The 17,074-nt window shown below is 38.5% G+C and carries 14 protein-coding genes; 12 read left to right on the forward strand and 2 right to left on the reverse strand.

Annotated elements, in window-relative coordinates; all coding sequences use genetic code 11:
- The 12 genes from RB604_RS17285 to RB604_RS17340 all read left to right on the forward strand — a co-directional run bounded on the left by RB604_RS17285 (position 1) and on the right by RB604_RS17340 (position 13,453).
- Positions 1-1,158, forward strand: a complete 1,158-nt coding sequence (locus RB604_RS17285) for a glycosyltransferase family 4 protein (protein ID WP_007482011.1) — start codon at positions 1-3, stop codon at positions 1,156-1,158.
- A gap of 144 nt (positions 1,159-1,302) precedes the next feature.
- Positions 1,303-2,271 carry an acyltransferase gene (locus tag RB604_RS17290; RefSeq protein WP_309009517.1) on the forward strand — a complete coding sequence of 323 codons (969 nt, stop codon included), beginning with the start codon at positions 1,303-1,305 and terminating at the stop codon, positions 2,269-2,271.
- Positions 2,268-3,023 (forward strand): YdcF family protein, encoded by a 756-nt coding sequence (locus tag RB604_RS17295; protein WP_005930989.1) that lies wholly within the window; start codon positions 2,268-2,270, stop codon positions 3,021-3,023. The genes RB604_RS17290 and RB604_RS17295 overlap by 4 nt, the downstream gene beginning before the upstream one ends.
- 173 nt (positions 3,024-3,196) lie before the next feature.
- Entirely contained in the window at positions 3,197-3,811 is a 615-nt protein-coding gene (locus RB604_RS17300) for a YdcF family protein (protein ID WP_224203178.1), read from the forward strand.
- Between the two features lie 12 nt (positions 3,812-3,823).
- Entirely contained in the window at positions 3,824-4,525 is a 702-nt protein-coding gene (locus RB604_RS17305; protein ID WP_007482006.1) for a CpsB/CapC family capsule biosynthesis tyrosine phosphatase, read from the forward strand.
- A 4-nt stretch (positions 4,526-4,529) separates the two neighbouring features.
- Positions 4,530-5,009, forward strand: a complete 480-nt coding sequence (locus RB604_RS17310; RefSeq protein WP_005930978.1) for a UpxZ family transcription anti-terminator antagonist — start codon at positions 4,530-4,532, stop codon at positions 5,007-5,009.
- Positions 5,010-5,347: 338 nt separating this feature from the next.
- The gene (locus tag RB604_RS17315) at positions 5,348-6,895 is read left to right on the forward strand and encodes a PD-(D/E)XK nuclease domain-containing ATP-binding protein (protein WP_005930974.1); all 1,548 of its coding nucleotides are present in this window, start codon (positions 5,348-5,350) and stop codon (positions 6,893-6,895) included.
- Positions 6,896-7,081: 186 nt separating this feature from the next.
- On the forward strand, positions 7,082-8,986 hold the full coding sequence (locus RB604_RS17320; protein WP_007482002.1) for a fimbrillin family protein: 1,905 nt from the start codon (positions 7,082-7,084) through the stop codon (positions 8,984-8,986).
- A 46-nt stretch (positions 8,987-9,032) separates the two neighbouring features.
- Positions 9,033-10,931, forward strand: coding sequence for a fimbrillin family protein (locus RB604_RS17325; RefSeq protein ID WP_005930968.1), 1,899 nt, complete (start codon positions 9,033-9,035; stop codon positions 10,929-10,931).
- Between the two features lie 237 nt (positions 10,932-11,168).
- Positions 11,169-11,633 carry a DUF4494 domain-containing protein gene (locus tag RB604_RS17330; protein WP_005930967.1) on the forward strand — a complete coding sequence of 155 codons (465 nt, stop codon included), beginning with the start codon at positions 11,169-11,171 and terminating at the stop codon, positions 11,631-11,633.
- A 148-nt stretch (positions 11,634-11,781) separates the two neighbouring features.
- Positions 11,782-12,450 carry a YggS family pyridoxal phosphate-dependent enzyme gene (locus RB604_RS17335; protein WP_005930966.1) on the forward strand — a complete coding sequence of 223 codons (669 nt, stop codon included), beginning with the start codon at positions 11,782-11,784 and terminating at the stop codon, positions 12,448-12,450.
- A 31-nt stretch (positions 12,451-12,481) separates the two neighbouring features.
- The gene (locus tag RB604_RS17340) at positions 12,482-13,453 is read left to right on the forward strand and encodes a dihydroorotate dehydrogenase-like protein (protein WP_055294030.1); all 972 of its coding nucleotides are present in this window, start codon (positions 12,482-12,484) and stop codon (positions 13,451-13,453) included.
- Between the two features lie 165 nt (positions 13,454-13,618).
- Here RB604_RS17340 and RB604_RS17345 read toward each other — a convergent pair whose 3' ends face one another.
- On the reverse strand, positions 13,619-15,523 hold the full coding sequence (locus RB604_RS17345; RefSeq protein WP_005930962.1) for a polysaccharide biosynthesis protein: 1,905 nt from the start codon (positions 15,521-15,523) through the stop codon (positions 13,619-13,621).
- Between the two features lie 205 nt (positions 15,524-15,728).
- Positions 15,729-17,054 carry a PhoH family protein gene (locus tag RB604_RS17350; protein ID WP_005930960.1) on the reverse strand — a complete coding sequence of 442 codons (1,326 nt, stop codon included), beginning with the start codon at positions 17,052-17,054 and terminating at the stop codon, positions 15,729-15,731.
- Between the last annotated feature and the right edge of the window lie 20 nt (positions 17,055-17,074).

A 17,074-nucleotide genomic window follows, 5' to 3' on the forward strand; every position in this document is an offset into this window, starting at 1 on the left:
ATGAAAATCCTTATAGTACACAACAATTACGGAAAATACAGTGGCGAAGAAGCAGTTGTAGACAAAATGGCTACCATGCTTCAAAGCCACAAACATACTGTTTGTTTTTACCGTTTGACAACTGAAGGGGCGAGAGATAAAATATCTGATAAAATAAAGGGATTCACAGCTGGGATATATTCTCACACAGGGGTCAAAGGGATAAAAAAAATATTGCGTAAAGAAAAACCGGATATAATAAATGTGCATAATCTATATCCGTTTATTAGTCCGGCTGCTCTTTTCGAATGTAAGAAGGCAGGTATCCCAGTAGTAATGACCGTACATAACTTTCGTCTAATATGCCCTACCGGACTATTTATGCGTAATGGGAAACCTTGTGAACAATGTCTGGATAGAAAAAATGAATGGAGTTGCATCAAATACAATTGTGAACATTCCATTTTCAAATCTATAGGATATACGCTAAGAAATGTGTATGCACGTTGGACTAAGGCATATCTGAGAAATGTAGATATGTTTGCTTGTATCACTGAGTTTCAGAAAAAGAAATTAATAGAAGCCGGATATGATAAAAATAAGATTACAGTAATTCCCAATAGTATTGACGCTCCTTGTTCCTACACTCCTACTTCAGGAGAGTATATAGCCTATATTGGAAGGCTAAGCTATGAAAAAGGGTATGATTTATTAGTAGAAGTCGCCCGAAAACATCCTGAAATAAAATTCTGTTTTGCCGGGGCTCAAAGAGAAAAAAACAATACTGAAATTCCGAAAAATGTAGAATTCAAGGGATATCTTCAAAAAAAAGAATTATCAAAATTCATACAAGAATCCCGATTCATAGTAATACCCAGTAGATGCTATGAAGGATTTCCAATGGCCATATTGGAAGCCGCTTGTCATGGAAAACCGGCAATAGCACCCAATCATGGAGGATTTACTGAGATTATCGGTCAAGGAGAAAATGCAATAGGAAAACTATTCGAACCAAGCAATACAGATGATCTGGATAAGCAAATAGCAGAACTGTGGAACAATCAAACACTGACAGAAGAATTGGGAGAAAAGGCTTTCAAAAAATTGAAAAAGCATTATGATTCGGAAGTTGTCTATAAGCAATGGGAAACTCTGTTCAGTAAATTAAAAAACTCATGACATTAATAAATAACCCAAGATTTTAATGAAAATAGCAATCTACAAAAGCAATGATACAAAAAAGATCGACACTATTAGGGGGGGGGGGGACAAAACCTATGCCAAACTCGTAATGTAGGATTAGATATTATAAGAAGTTTTGCTATACTATTTGTTATAGCCGGACATTTTCTGATGAATACATCATTTAACAGCAGTATATTTGAGGGGGGGGCATTATTTATACAAGCAGTAGCAAAAATGCTATTCATAATTGGAGTTCCGCTCTTTATACTTCTAACCGGTTATCTGAATACCAATAAATCAATCAACAAGAAATATTATAAAGGAGGTGTCAGGGTCATTATTTCCTACCTACTGTTTTCATTAATAACAATTATATTCAGAAAATATTATCTGCATGAAAGCCTGTCGTGGATACAATGGGGATTAAAAGTATTAGATTTCTCTGCCATCCCCTACGGTTGGTATATAGAAATGTGGATCGGACTATTTTTGCTGACCCCTTTTCTGAATCTATTATATAAAACGATACCTGACCAGAAACAGAAATTAATACTTGTAGGTACATTATACATAATGACTGCACTACCCGATCTTCTGAACAGATATGGAGTACATTTAGTTCCCGGTTTTTGGCAACAGTGTTTTCCGTTGACATTCTACTTTATAGGAGCCTATATACACGAATATAAACCAACAATAAGAAAAGGATGGGCATGGATGATCATATTGGGTATATGTTTGATAAATCCTATTTTTAATCTTATATTTATCCATAATCATACATTAGTACAAATATGTGGAAGTTCCAATGGGGTTTTCGGAATACCAATAGCCGTATTGTTTTTCTTGCTGTTTTATCAATTGGATATTCACTCTAAAATGAATAAAAAAATACTGGCTAAAATATCCGGCTTATCATTGGATATGTATCTGTGCTGCTATATTTTCGATGCAATTTATTATCCATATTTTAAAGAACATTATTTCGTTAATCAGTCTCAATTTGGAATATATTTCTTTATACTTGTTCCGCTTGTGTTTATTTCATCATTTGCTGTGGCATGGTTAAAGGAAAGAACTTTTAAGCTATTGAAGCTACATATATGATAAATGCAAAAGTTAAAAGGAAACATCGTAATTCCTACAAACTTATTTATACTGCATTATTCATTTGTACTCTATTGGCTTATCTCTTGACTAACGATTTGTTTTATTCTTATGTCTGCTATTGGAATGATAGATTTTATGCTAATCCTCAATGGAATCCGGACAAAAGATATAAAGCAGGAATCATAATGGGAGGATTCGGATACATGGATAAATCAACCGGAAAAATAGGCTATGTGATGTACGACAAAAGTAGAACACAGAATGGAATCAAGCCGGATATGAGAAACAGGCTGTGGAAAGCCGTCAGCTTATGGAAAGAAGGACATTTGGAAAAGATACTGATCACAGGAGACATGGTGGCAAACATACATAAAGACGGAACCTCAGAAAAGAATCTATTTCTGCACTATATGAAAAAGTATGCCAGAGTTCCTCCGGAAGTTTTTGTATTTGAACAGCAATCGAAGAATACATACGAAAACGTACTTTTCACATCAGAAATTCTTAAACAGAAAGGGATAGCAGGAGAGGATTGTCTTTTAATAACCACCGCGTCACACATCAGACGCAGCCTGAAATGTTTCTCCAAACAAGGGCTCAACATGGATTATTTTTCCGTAGATGCAAGAAGTCCTCTTACGATATCTGATAATTGGTGGAAGCCGGATATAAAGGTGCTAACGAAATGGAAAGAGCTACTACACGAATGGGGTGGTAGCATCGTTTACCAAACCAAAGGTTATATCTAAAAATAAAATTATGTTCTTTGAACTTTCCAAATTCCTAAACTTTTTTCTCATCTCCCCTATCAGTTGGATATTCCTCCTGTTGATCAGTTTTTGCCTGTGCAAAAAAAAAACATTGGAAAAGGATATTCCTGGTCAGCAGTATCGCCATATTTATAATTTTCACCAACAAGGCATTGGCGGATTATGTAAAGTTTCTAACTGTAAAAAAATACAGCGCAATAGCAGTCGCACCGGAAAAGAGATATAAACTTGCCATCGTGATGGGAGGATTTGCCTCTATGAACAGGGAAACCGGGCAGATGAGATATGAACAAGACCGGGCAGACAGGCTTTGGGAAGCTGTAAGACTCTGGAGAAACGGAACCATAGAGAAGATTTTGATAACGGGTGACGGGACATCGATCGTACAACCGGACGGAACTTCGACGGAAAAGCTCTTCCTGCAATACATGGAAGAAATGGGAATACCCCAAAAAGTATTCATTCTGGAAAAGCAAGCGCTAAACACCCGGCAAAACGCACTCTTTACAGCAGAAATACTGAAAAAAGAAAACATTAAAGGCGAGGAATGCTTGCTGATCACTTCGGCTACGCATATGAAACGTAGCTTGGCCTGCTTCAAGAAAACCGGTATTCATCCGGATTATTTTCCGGTAAATACGTATGATACTCCTAAAATCATCAATCACAGAACATTTTACCCGCAATGGGAAGCGGCTATCGAATGGCAGGAACTGATGAATGAATGGATAGGTGACCGGGTCTATCAAATAATGGGATATATTTAATTCTACAATATGATGATGAACTATACAGACTTTCAACCTTATATATTACCGGAAACCGATGTCTGGGCGTTGCCCACCCAAAAAGCTATGGAATTACTGGAATATCTGGAGAATAAAGGAATGAAGCAGGTGATATGTGTCCCACCTGTGAGACAAGAGAATCCAAACAATACTACAGAAAATCTGAAAAAGATATTCCAAAACTTTCAAGCCGGATACAAAGGAAATATCAAACTGAAACTTGCTGCCAGATACCGTCTGGATAGTCTCTTTGAAGAAAAATTGACGCATGAGAAGCTATTAACGATCAGCAACGAAAAAGAATTGCTCGTTGATGTTCACCCACTGAGAAACAACAGTAAAACATGGGAAATGCTGGATACTGCTTTGGCTGCCGGATACACTCCTGTAATCATGCAACCGGAACGAACCATTTACTGGGGAACAGAGGAGTTCGTAAAACTCAAAGAAAAAGGATGCAGGCTGATGATGAATTTGTACTCTTTCTTCGGATATAATGGCGATGAAGCTCTGAATTATAGTAGAATGTTAATAAGAAGAAATCTATATACCCATGTCTTTTCGGGGATGGAAGATACAAAGATAATGCGATACAGCGAATGCTTCAATCTGCATGACAATGAAGAAATAGAGAACTTATTCAAAAAAACAGAAAACGAAAATCACTTTTATTACCAACCACTAATTCTATAATCATATGCTAATCGATCAAATCCAAGAGCTGAAACATTTAGCTCACCAATTATTATATTTAGGAACAGATGATACGCCCATATATGCGGACTCTCTTGCTAAACTGAATAAAGAAGTAACACAAAAAGCGAATGCCTTATTTACGGCCAAAGCCTCAACAAATGAAGAGGAAGCGCTACTCTGTCTTGCTTTATTAATGGGATATAATGCCGTGATGTACAGTCAAAGCGAAATTGAAAACCGGAAACAGGCGGTTCTGGACCGTGCAGGAAAGATATTGGATAAAATATCCCCCTCTCTACTGAAATGTCAACTTCTGACATATTGTTATGGTGAAGTTTACGATGAGGAACTGGCCATGGAAGCTCATTCTATCATAGATAGCTGGGGAGAAAGAAGACTAAGCGATGAAGAACAGGAAATAGCAGATACCTTAATGAATCTGGAAAATTACCCGTATCCATGGAGTGAAATTAAAGAATAAAAATCAAAGCAGTTGCTAAACAAACTTCAACAATAATAATAACGAAACAGTTTTTTTATAGGCATATAGCATTATGATACAATAAAAAGTGCTATATTTTCCCGAAAGGGAAATCAGAGGTTGATCTGATGTGAATCATATCAACTTTCTAATATTATTGTTTGTTTGTGTTTCCCCTTTCCGGTCTGGCGTGACCAATGGAAAGGGGATTTTTTTATTTATAGGTGATATGTATGATCGATGATATGTATCTGTACTTGCGTACAATAAATCAAATAAAGACTTGGTGATAAACAAATAATTGTGTTTCTTTGTAATAGATAAAAAGATAAGATAGAATGGGAAAGCTTTATCCGATTGGTATACAGAATTTTGAGAGTCTCCGTAAAGATGGATATTTTTATATTGATAAAACAGCATTGATATATCAATTAGTCCAAACTGGAAGATATTACTTTTTGAGTCGTCCCCGCCGATTCGGGAAAAGCCTTTTGCTGTCTACTCTTGAAGCCTACTTCGAAGGTAAAAAAGAGTTGTTCGAAGGATTGGATATAGAAAAATCAGAAGAGAAATGGACGAAATATCCGGTTCTGCATCTGGATCTGAATGCAAAGAAATTTGATACTACGGATGATCTGATCCGCCTGATAGACCGCCAACTACTGATTTATGAAGCCGAATATGGTTCATCGGATGCCGACCGCAGCATCGATGACCGATTCTTCACCCTCATCCGTCTGGCATACGAAAAGACAGGACAGCGTGTAGTGATCCTGATAGATGAATACGACAAACCCATGCTGCAAGCCATAGGTAACGAAGACTTGCAAAAAGAATATCGGGAAACGCTGAAAGCATTCTACGGGGTTATGAAAAGTATGGATAAGTATATCCGTTTCGCCTTGCTGACAGGAGTAACCAAATTTGGTAAAGTGAGCGTATTCAGTGATTTGAATAATCTGGACGATATTTCGATGGATGACCGATATATCGAGATATGCGGAATAACAGAACAGGAAATACATGCCTGCTTTGAGGAAGAGCTGAACAAACTGGGCCGAAGCCAGAACATGACCTATGACGAAGTGTGCAGGGAACTGAAAACACGCTATGACGGTTATCATTTCTCGGAGAACACAATAGGAATATACAATCCCTTCAGCCTGCTCAATACTTTTGCCAAAATGAAATTCGGCAGTTACTGGTTCGAAACGGGAACCCCTTCCTATCTGGTGGAGCTGCTGAAACGCCATCATTACGACCTGTACCGGATGGCACATGAAGAAACCAGTGCCGATGTACTGAACAGTATAGACTCCAGTTCCACCAATCCGATACCAGTCATTTATCAAAGCGGATATCTGACGATAAAAGGATACGATCCACGTTTTCGTGTTTATCGATTAGGATTCCCGAATAAAGAAGTAGAAGAAGGATTTATGGAATACCTCCTCCCCTTTTATGCCAATGTGGATAAGATAGAATCTCCTTTCCAGATCATGAAGTTTGTACACGAAATAGAGCAGGGAGATTACAATGCTTTTTTCCGCCGTTTGCAAAGCTTCTTCGCAGATACTCCATACGAACTCGTACGCGATTTGGAATTACATTATCAGAATGTACTTTTCATTGTATTCAAGTTAATAGGTTTCTACGTAAAAGCGGAATATCATACCGCAGAAGGACGTATCGACCTAATGCTGCAAACTGATCGCTTCATTTATATCATGGAATTCAAACTGGAAGGAACAGCCAATGAAGCACTACAGCAGATTGAAGAAAAACAATATGCCTTGCCATTTATAAAAGATTCACGGAAACTCTTCAAAATCGGAGTAAATTTCAGCGCGAAAACAAGAAATATCGAGGAGTGGAAAGTGAAATAACAGAAATAAGATGAAAATAATCAAACTTGCATACACAATAAAACTCAAATAAAAAATAAAATTATTTTTCATTTTAAACAACTACAAGATAGCACATTATAAAAAACTTTGAAAACTAAATAAATAAAAGTTTGTGCATTCAAATGTGTTATATTAATTTTACCAAAAATTAAAACTAATAATATCATGAAATGCACAAACAAAAACGCTGTCAGACACAGTCTGGCGGTAGTAATTCCTTTTTTATGTTTTTCCTGTATCAACAGTATTCAGCCGTTAGAAGAATCTTCAGAGACACCTCACTCGCCTACCTATAAAGATATCCCTATTGCAATATCTGCTCAAATTTTACAGGTTGAGACTCAGGTCCATACACGTACCACTAACAACGCATTTGACGAAAACGATGCAATCGGTCTCTACGTATTGGCACAACCGGAAACGATAGGTGGAGTAAGACATATAGATAATATGCGGTTTGTTTATTCATCGGCAGGATTTATGCCGGACGAAGAGATATACTATCCGAAAGGAGACGGTAAATGTGATTTCATAAGCTATTATCCTTACCAAGAAGAAGGGGTTTCCCAACATAGTAACGATATACAAATCAGTGTTAATGCAAATCAAAGCACAGCTACCGATTATAGCCATTCAGACTTCATGGTAGCTAAAATACAGGGAATATCTCCGAGTATGAAAGCAGTAAATTTAAAGCATAACCATAAACTTTCCCAACTAAACATCATTTTACAACTTAACAAAGAAGAAGACATAAAAGATTTACAAGAAAACGCAACCATATCCATCAGTAATCTTAACACAAAAGCTATTTATAATATAGATACTGAATTATTCAGTTCACTCAACAATCCTCAAAACATTATTCCTAACGGACAATGGGAAGCAGATGAAGAGAACCACCAACTCACAGGAAAAAAGGCAATTCTTATTCCGCAACCTACTACCGGATGTGAACTGACGCTACGTACCAAAAACAAAATTTACTCTGCCATTTTACCGGAAGATTTAACATTGGAAAGCGAAACCAGTTGCGAACTCCTGTTAATATATGACTCAAGAGTAGGAATTGGCAAAATCAGCTCATCCATAAGCGAATGGAAACAAGGAGGCAGTAGCAACGCCACTCTTGAAGAAAAAGAAAATAACAACTCGATAAGTATCTCCGGACTGAATTTTGAAAAAACAGGGATATACCACCTTGTAACTTCTACAAACGCCGTAATTGGAAAAATTTGTAAAGAATATCTGCTAAATGAGGATATCAATGCACAGGCAATTGTTCTATATCCGGCAGATAATGATGAGAGGGGAACTGTTTTGCAGATAGTAGGTGAAAACAAAAGTCTGCACGGGGGAAGCGTTACTTGGGATAAAGTCAATAATTCAATGGTGTATATACCTGGAGATCAAACACCAATCGAGGAAATTTATGCGGATACAGATGGAAATGTCATCTTTGAAAAGAGTGAAAACATACAACCGGTTTTAGCAGCAGAAAACGTATTGACAGATATCAGAGGTTCTGAAACAATTACCTGTCCCATAGTGAAAATAGGAACACAATACTGGATGCAGGAAAACCTGAATACAACTAAATACAATGATGGAACTGCCATCACTAACAACACAACCTATTTAAATAAGACAACAGCCGGCTATTACTTGCAAAATTCTAACCGCTTTTATAATCAAGCAGTCATCGCCACTGGGAAAATCGCCCCGCAAGGATGGAAAATACCGGATATCACAGAATGGAATATACTGAAAACTTATTTGAAAGACGATGCAGCAACCTTGAAAACAGGTATATGGACCTCAAATGAAGGAACACCTCAAGCTAATAATAAAACAGGATTCAACGGAAAGCCGGTAGGAATTTATTCAAAAGATGGAGAAAAAGCAATCATTTACGGTTACTCTCAAAGATATGCTGCATATTGGACCATAAAAGACAATCAAACAACACCGTATGAGACAAGTATCGCTCTAAGCAATAAACTAAAAGAGGTCGGAAAAGTTTTTAATACCGATTACTGCGCTTACTCTATACGCTGTATAAAAGAGTAGCATAAGTATAAAAAGAGCTGTATAAAAAACACTTTTGGATAATTGTATGAGAAATCATCTACCAATAATAGTAAGCATATGGATTCTGATAGGGAGCGTTTTCTGTATCTGGTCGTGTGTCAATAGTATCGGAGAAGAAGAGGATGAAAAAACAGACACTGTTATTCCCGGTAATATCCCCATCAAGATCAGTGCGAAAACACTCCATAGCCAGATCTACCGAAAGGATTGTGACGATGCCATCGGATTGTATGTGCTGATATCGCCTACAACCTTGGATAAAGAACGCTATATAGAAAACAGACAATTCAAATGTAAAGCTTCCGGTTTTGTTACGGAGGAAGAAGTTTATTATCCGGCAGAAAAGAACAAATGTGATTTTATCAGTTACTACCCTTACCAGCAAACAGGTATCACAGCAGGAGAGCAGAAAATAAATATATCCATCCGAACAGATCAAAACTCGGCGACTAATTATAATCGCTCTGACTTTATGACGGCACAGGCCAATAACATATCTGCCGTTAAGAAAAATATCGAACTGCACCATACACATCGATTATGCCAACTTACAATCAGAATCAAACCGACAAATGGATACGACATTAATATTCTAAAAAAGAGTAATCCTGTCATTCGTATAAATCAAGTTTTCACACAAGCGACTTACGACTTTGACAAAAACGAAATCTCCTCACTCGGTCAACTGCAAAATGTTATCCCAAACGGAGAATGGAATATTGACAATAATACATTGACCGGAAAAAAAAGCATATTGATTCCACAAACGATACCGGCCGGAAATGAAATTCTTACATTATCCATAGATTCTAAAAAATATGAATGCCGACTCAAGGAAAACTATGAACTGGAAAGCGGAACTGCCTGTGAACTTACATTACGATATGATCCGGTATTAGGGATCAATGGAATCACAGCAGAGATTAACGACTGGAAGGAAGGAAACAAGAGCGAAATTACTCCAACGGAAAAAGAAGAAAAAACGGGTATTCTCATCAGTGATTTCGATTTCGAACAAAGCTCTGTATACAGTATCATTTCTGAGGGAAAGATAGTAGCAGAGGTATGCAGAGAGTATCTGTCATCACCGGAAATACAGGCGCAAGCAGTCGTAATCTATCCTGCAAAAGACGGGGTAAACGACTGGCTAAAGGGAATTGTCCTACAAATTATAAACGATGACAGAAAAATACATGGTGGAAAGGCCATATGGGATAAAAAAACAAATACACTGAACTACGTACCCGGTAACCTTGCTCCTATCCTTTCTTTCTACATTGCATCGGATTTATCGATCGAGTTTTCCAAACCCGCCGAACCACTCCTGTTATCCATCAGAAAAAAGGTACTAACCGATATAAGAAAAGATGAAACCTGCATATATCCTATTGTCAAAATCGGTACACAGTACTGGATGAGAGAAAATCTTAAAACAGTATTCTATAATGATAACCAAAAGATAACTGCAAAAACAACATCCAATTATTCTAAAAGTTCCGCCGGATATTTTAAGGAAAAGACCTATTTATTCTATAATAAAGCAGCAGTCACCAGTGGTAAACTCGCACCCAAAGGATGGAAGATAGCGGATAACAAAGTCTGGCAATTACTAAAATCATATATTAAAGAAGACGGAAGCGTTCTAAAAAGTAGCAGATTATGGAAGAAATCGGAGTATACGGCATCTGATCTGACAGAGTTCAACGCTATTCCTACAGGCATTTTCACCAAAGAGAAAGGAGCAGACTCCAGCATCTACGCATTCGCCGGAGAATATGCAATATATTGGAATATGGGAAATGATCAGAAAACATTAGCCGAGAAAAGCATCCTATTAAGATATGACAGTGATCAAACGGCAGAAGCAAACCATTCTGATTTTTGCGGCTATTCAGTGAGATGCGTATTGGAAAACAGTGAGTAATCTGCCGACTATACCTCCATGAAATAATTCAAAGAGACGCTACACAGTGTCAATGAAAACAAGGAAACAGACCGGAAATAAATTCAAAACAAACTGAAAATAACTTTTTGAGGAAAATTTAAACAGACTCTAAATGCAGAAAGATGTTTTTTAAATTATCTTTGTAGGCCGTTTACTGCGTAGAAAGAACAAAACGGCAGATAACAATATAATTAACTAAATAAAAAGCAGAAGAATATGGCAATGCATACATGGTTTGAGTGCAAAATCCGTTATGAAAAACTAATGGAAAACGGAATGAATAAAAAAGTTACCGAACCTTATCTGGTAGATGCACTCAGCTTTACAGAGGCAGAAGCACGTATTATTGAGGAAATGACTCCATTCATCACAGGAGAATTCACCGTTTCGGACATCAAACGTGCCAATTACAGCGAGCTGTTTCCCAGTGAAGAGGAATCAGCAGACCGTTGGTTTAAATGTAAACTTATCTTTATCACACTGGACGAAAAAAGCGGTGCGGAAAAGAAGACATCCACACAAGTATTGGTGCAAGCCGCCGATCTGCGTGACGCCGTAAAAAAACTGGATGAAGGCATGAAAGGTACAATGGCCGATTATCAAATCGGAATGGTGTCTGAAACTCCGCTCATGGATGTATATCCATATAGCGCAGGGCCCAATGATAAACCGGAAGTCTGATTTAGTGATTAGCGGATTAGCGACAAGTGATTAGTAGTTACGCTGTATAGGCATAAAGTTTATCACTTGTCACCAATCCACTGATCACTGATTGCTTCTTATTGCTAATGAGCTTATCATTTATCATTAATCACTTATCACTAAATACATGAATATTTCGGAGAATTTAAAGCAAGTACTGGTCGAACTGCCTGCGGGAGTCCGTCTGGTTGCTGTTTCGAAATTCCATCCCAATGAGGCGATAGAAGAAGCTTACAGCGCGGGACAGCGTATTTTTGGAGAAAGCAAAGTACAGGAAATGACAACCAAATATGAGAGTCTTCCTAAAGACATCGAATGGCATTTCATCGGACATTTGCAGACGAACAAAATAAAGTATATGGTTCCTTATGTAGCTATGATTCACGGAATCGATTCATACAAATTACTTACAGAAGTCAACAAACAGGCTGCTAAAGTAAACAGAGTCATTAAATGCCTGATACAGTTGCACATTGCACAAGAGGAGACAAAATTCGGCTTCAGTGCTGAAGAATGTAGAGAAATGTTGGCTGCCGGAGAGTGGAAACACTTGGACAATGTACAGATATGCGGACTTATGGGCATGGCCAGCAACACCGATGATACTGAACAAATAGACAGGGAATTTTGTTCTTTAAATAAGCTATTTAAAGAATTGAAAGAAACTTATTTTCCGGAATCGGACAACTTCTGTGAACTATCTATGGGGATGTCGCACGACTATCATCAGGCTATTGCCGAAGGGAGTACATTAGTACGGGTAGGAAGCAAGATTTTCGGAGAAAGAAATTATTAGTATATCATTCATTATAAAAAAACTATATATCATGACCGATTTAAAAACTACTTTTGCAGGGCTTCAACTAAAGAATCCCATCATCATTAGCAGTTCAGGCCTAACAAACAGTGCCGGAAAGAACAAAAAGTTGGCCGAAGCCGGTGCCGGAGCCATTGTACTGAAATCACTTTTTGAAGAGCAAATATTCATAGAAGCCGACCAGTTGAAAGATCCTACCTATTCGGAAGGAAATGATTATCTGGCCGAATATATCCGGGAACATAAACTTTCCGAATATCTGGAGCTGATCAAAGAGAGTAAAAAGGTTTGTGATATTCCCATCATCGCAAGCATCAATTGCTATACGGATTCGGAATGGATAAATTTCGCAAAACAGATAGAAGAAGCCGGCGCTGATGCATTGGAAATCAACATACTGGCACTCCAGTCAGACGTTCAATATAAGTACGGATCGTTCGAGCAACGTCATATCGATATTTTAAGCCACATCAAGCGAGTGGTAAAGCTTCCTGTCATCATGAAGTTGGGCGACAATCTGACCAATCCGGTAACCCTTATCGATCAACTTTACGCCAACGGTGCAGCGGCAGTCGTATTGTTCAACCGTTTCTACCAACCGGATATCGATATCGAAAAGATGGAGCATATTTCCGGCAATGTATTCAGTAATGCTTCTGACTTGTCTAAGACGCTTCGTTGGATCGGCATTGCTTCGGCAATGGTAGATAAAATCGATTATGCGGCGTCAGGCGGCATACACAAACCGGAAGCTGTTGTAAAAGCAATTCTGGCAGGAGCATCGGCTGTCGAGGTTTGTAGTGCAATCTATCAGAATACCAATATGTATATCGGAGAAATGACCCGTTTCCTCCAAACATGGATGGAAGGTAAAGGCTTTAAAAACATCGCGCAATTCAAAGGAAAACTGAATGCAAAAGATGTGCAAGGTATCAATATGTGGGAACGTACTCAATTCTTGAAATACTTTAGCAGCAAATAAAAAAACTTTAGGTCCGGTTCTGGTTGTCAACTCTTTTCTCTTTTATTTCTCAAAAGCCCAAACAAACAGATTCTAAAGTCCTAATAAAAATCAGGTACCGACGCTATGCGAATGACATAGGAGGTCGATACCTGATTTTCTTTATTATCGATAATCTATCTAAAATCAGTCCTTCTTATCCAGCGCTTCAAAGCAAGAATTCTTACTTACAAATTCCGGAACGATATCTTTCATCGCTGCTACAATCTTCATCTGGTCGTATGTATAACTCAACTGAACAAGATTCTCAATACGTTCTTTTACTTCATCATAATCATATTCACGAACGGTAGCGATCATAATCTTTTCGTGATAAGTAGGCTTAGTCAGCTCTTTCACATTCAGCAGTTCTTCATACAATTTCTCTCCATGACGCAAACCGGTAAACTCTATCTTCACATCAGTACGTCCGGAAAGGCTGATCATACGCTTGGCAAGGTCGACAATCTTGACCGGCTTACCCATATCAAAGATATAGATTTCACCGCCATTCCCCATACTACCGGCTTCGAGCACCAGACGACAAGCCTCCGGAATAGTCATAAAATAACGGATAATCTCCGGATGAGTTACCGTCACAGGACCTCCATGCTGAATCTGATCGCGGAAACGGGGAATGACAGAACCATTGGATCCCAACACATTTCCAAAACGGGTAGTGATGAACTGCACCGTACTTTCTCCTTTTTTCTGCAATTTCTTAGCCAAAGACTGTACATAGATTTCACAAATGCGCTTAGAACATCCCATCACATTCGTAGGATTAACTGCCTTATCTGTAGAGATCATCACAAACTTCTCAGCACCATACTTTACTGCCAAATCTGCCAAAATACGCGTACCAGCCACATTCACCTGTATAGATTCAGATACGTTATCTTCCATCATCGGTACATGTTTGTAAGCAGCTGCATGGAATATATATTGCGGTCTGAATTCACGGAATATCGCTTCAATACGGGTTTGATTAGAAATATCGGCTACAATGGTTTCCGCATCGATATCTCTCCAGCGATCCTGCAGTTCCAAACGGATGTCGTGAAGAGGTGTTTCTGCCTGGTCTACCAAAATCAACTTATAAGGATTGAATGAAGCAACCTGACGCATGATTTCACTACCGATAGAGCCGGCAGCGCCGGTAATCATCACCCTTTTTCCTTCCAGATGAGAGGCGATCTTATGAATATCCACCTCAATCGGCTCACGCTGTAAGAGATCTTCAATCTGAATTTCTTTCAGTTGAGTACGGTTCAAAGGCTGTCCTCCCCATTCACTCAAGGGAGGGGCGGTAAGCAACTTCACATTATGGGCCAACAGGAGATCTGCCATATCCGTTTTCTTCAGTTGATCCATCTTGACCGGAGAAATGATAATGGTATGTACATCACGATCATCCAGTTTTTCAATTAATGTATCATCATTGGGATACACCTTTACCCCCATCATAATTTTGTCAATCAATTCGGGTTCGTCAGCAATAAAACCACGCAAACGATAATGGTTACGCAAATTCACACGCAATGATTTTGCAATGTTGACACCTGCTTCTTTTGCACCATAAATAAAAACATTCGTAGTTTTGCTGCCATCAAAATTTAAAACTTCGAAAAGCATCTTCACAACAATGCGTGAACAAGACATCAAAGCAAAATTTATGATATAAGCCATAAACAACACACTCACCGGTGCTACCCTGACATCCATGAATGCTTCCAAAATCACGCTTACAAGTGTCAACAGACCGTATGACACTGTGAGAGATACGAAGATCCGCATAATATCCACAAAGGAAGAGAAGCGGAGTACGTTGGAGTACGTACGGAATACCCGGAAGAACACCAAGTTAATAATCACTGTCCAAAGAATGGTTCTATCAATCGTAGAAGAGTCCAGAAAAATGCTACGAAAATCATAACGAAGTGCATAGGACAACATACATGAAACTACAATGATAAAAACATCAATTAACAAAATAGTCCAAATAGGCAGTACCTTCGAAGAAAGATACCGTTGAAAAAATTTCGATTTCATCCGTTCTACAGTTTTTTTGTTTTTTTAGGCGATGCAAAGATACATTTTTTTGAGTAATCACCGCTTTATTTAACAAAATAATAAAAAAACTTTTGATTTTATGAATATTATGTAAAACAGGAAAAGACATGATAAACGTATCGAAACCATCAGATTACCATACGTTTACCATGTCTTTTCTAAACATTGGCATATCAAGCAAATATTACATCAAATTGCTGGCTAATTCACTTAACTGACTGCGTTCACCTTTCACAAGATTTACATGTGCAAAAAGGTTCTGTTCTTTCATACGGTCGATCATATAAACCAATCCATTGGACTGGCTATCCAGATAGGGCTGGTCGATCTGCTGAATATCTCCGGTAAATACCATCTTAGTACCTTCACCCGCACGTGTGATAATGGTTTTTATTTCATGAGGAGTCAAGTTCTGGGCTTCGTCGATGATACAATAAGTTTCGCTTAAACTGCGTCCGCGTATGAAAGCGAGCGCTTCAATAACCAACTGTTCACTTTTTTGCATATCTTCCAGACGCTTTACTTCGGTGGAATTGGCCGCAAACTGCCGCTTAATAACATTTAAGTTATCAAACAAAGGTTGCATATAGGGTGCCACCTTCTCCTTGGCATCACCCGGAAGAAAACCTAAATCCTTGTTTGAAAGTGCGACAATGGGGCGTGCCAACAAAATTTGTTTATAATCGGTCAAGTTGCCCAAAGCAGCCGCCAATGCCAGTAAGGTTTTACCCGTACCGGCTTTACCGGTCAAAGCCACCAATTTCACATTAGGATCATTCAGAATTTCGAAAGCAAAACTCTGTTCGGCATTACGGGGTTCGATTCCATAGTTTTTCGTCTTATTCACCCGGCAAACCGTATGCGTAAAAGGATTATACCGGGCAAGCACACTGCTGCGGTCACTCTTCAGAATGAAACATTCGTTAGGATGAATGACATTCTTAAAATCGAATTCGCTGATATCCAAACCTTCACGGGCAGAATAAATCCGGTCGATCAGTGCCGGATCGATGCCTTCAAAAATTTCGTTGGACTTCTCAAAAATATCGATGTTAATTACCTTATCGGTAATATAATCTTCGCAAACCACCCCAATAGAGCGGGCCTTCATACGCAAATTGACATCTTTGGTCACCAGAATTGTCTTCATATCGGCATGTTTCCGCGCCAGATAATCGGCAACGGCAAGAATCTGATGATCTGGCTTGCGCGAAGGAAACGAATCACGCACTACCGGAGAATCGACCTCACCCGTTATAACGAACAAACGCCCTAACCCCTCACCCAGCGAAGCACCGCTGGTAAAAAGATTGTCATCGGTGATCAGATCGAGCTCTCTGACAAACTCACGGGCGTTGTAGTTGATCTGTTCATTTCCCTTCTTGAACTTATCCAGTTCTTCGAGCACAACAATGGGGAGATAAATATCATTCTCTTGGAAATTCTTCAAGCAATTGTAGTCGTGAAGGATAACATTTGTGTCAAGCACAAAATTTTTCTTTGTTCCCATACTCTTCGTTAGATTTAAAA

The sequence above is a fragment of the Bacteroides salyersiae genome, assembly GCF_031172035.1.
In the GTDB taxonomy this organism is placed as follows: Bacteria; Bacteroidota; Bacteroidia; order Bacteroidales; family Bacteroidaceae; genus Bacteroides; species Bacteroides salyersiae.

Bases quoted from the DNA above. Each gene is read 5' to 3' on its own strand.
- RB604_RS17350 (WP_005930960.1), bottom strand. From the start codon at position 17,054: ATGGGAACAAAGAAAAATTTTGTGCTTGACACAAATGTTATCCTTCAC.
- RB604_RS17315 (WP_005930974.1), top strand. From the start codon at position 5,348: ATGGGAAAGCTTTATCCGATTGGTATACAGAATTTTGAGAGTCTCCGT.
- RB604_RS17340 (WP_055294030.1), top strand. From the start codon at position 12,482: ATGACCGATTTAAAAACTACTTTTGCAGGGCTTCAACTAAAGAATCCC.
- RB604_RS17305 (WP_007482006.1), top strand. From the start codon at position 3,824: ATGATGAACTATACAGACTTTCAACCTTATATATTACCGGAAACCGAT.
- RB604_RS17320 (WP_007482002.1), top strand. From the start codon at position 7,082: ATGAAATGCACAAACAAAAACGCTGTCAGACACAGTCTGGCGGTAGTA.
- RB604_RS17325 (WP_005930968.1), top strand. From the start codon at position 9,033: ATGAGAAATCATCTACCAATAATAGTAAGCATATGGATTCTGATAGGG.
- RB604_RS17285 (WP_007482011.1), top strand. From the start codon at position 1: ATGAAAATCCTTATAGTACACAACAATTACGGAAAATACAGTGGCGAA.
- RB604_RS17330 (WP_005930967.1), top strand. From the start codon at position 11,169: ATGGCAATGCATACATGGTTTGAGTGCAAAATCCGTTATGAAAAACTA.
- RB604_RS17345 (WP_005930962.1), bottom strand. From the start codon at position 15,523: ATGAAATCGAAATTTTTTCAACGGTATCTTTCTTCGAAGGTACTGCCT.
- RB604_RS17310 (WP_005930978.1), top strand. From the start codon at position 4,530: ATGCTAATCGATCAAATCCAAGAGCTGAAACATTTAGCTCACCAATTA.
- RB604_RS17295 (WP_005930989.1), top strand. From the start codon at position 2,268: ATGATAAATGCAAAAGTTAAAAGGAAACATCGTAATTCCTACAAACTT.
- RB604_RS17335 (WP_005930966.1), top strand. From the start codon at position 11,782: ATGAATATTTCGGAGAATTTAAAGCAAGTACTGGTCGAACTGCCTGCG.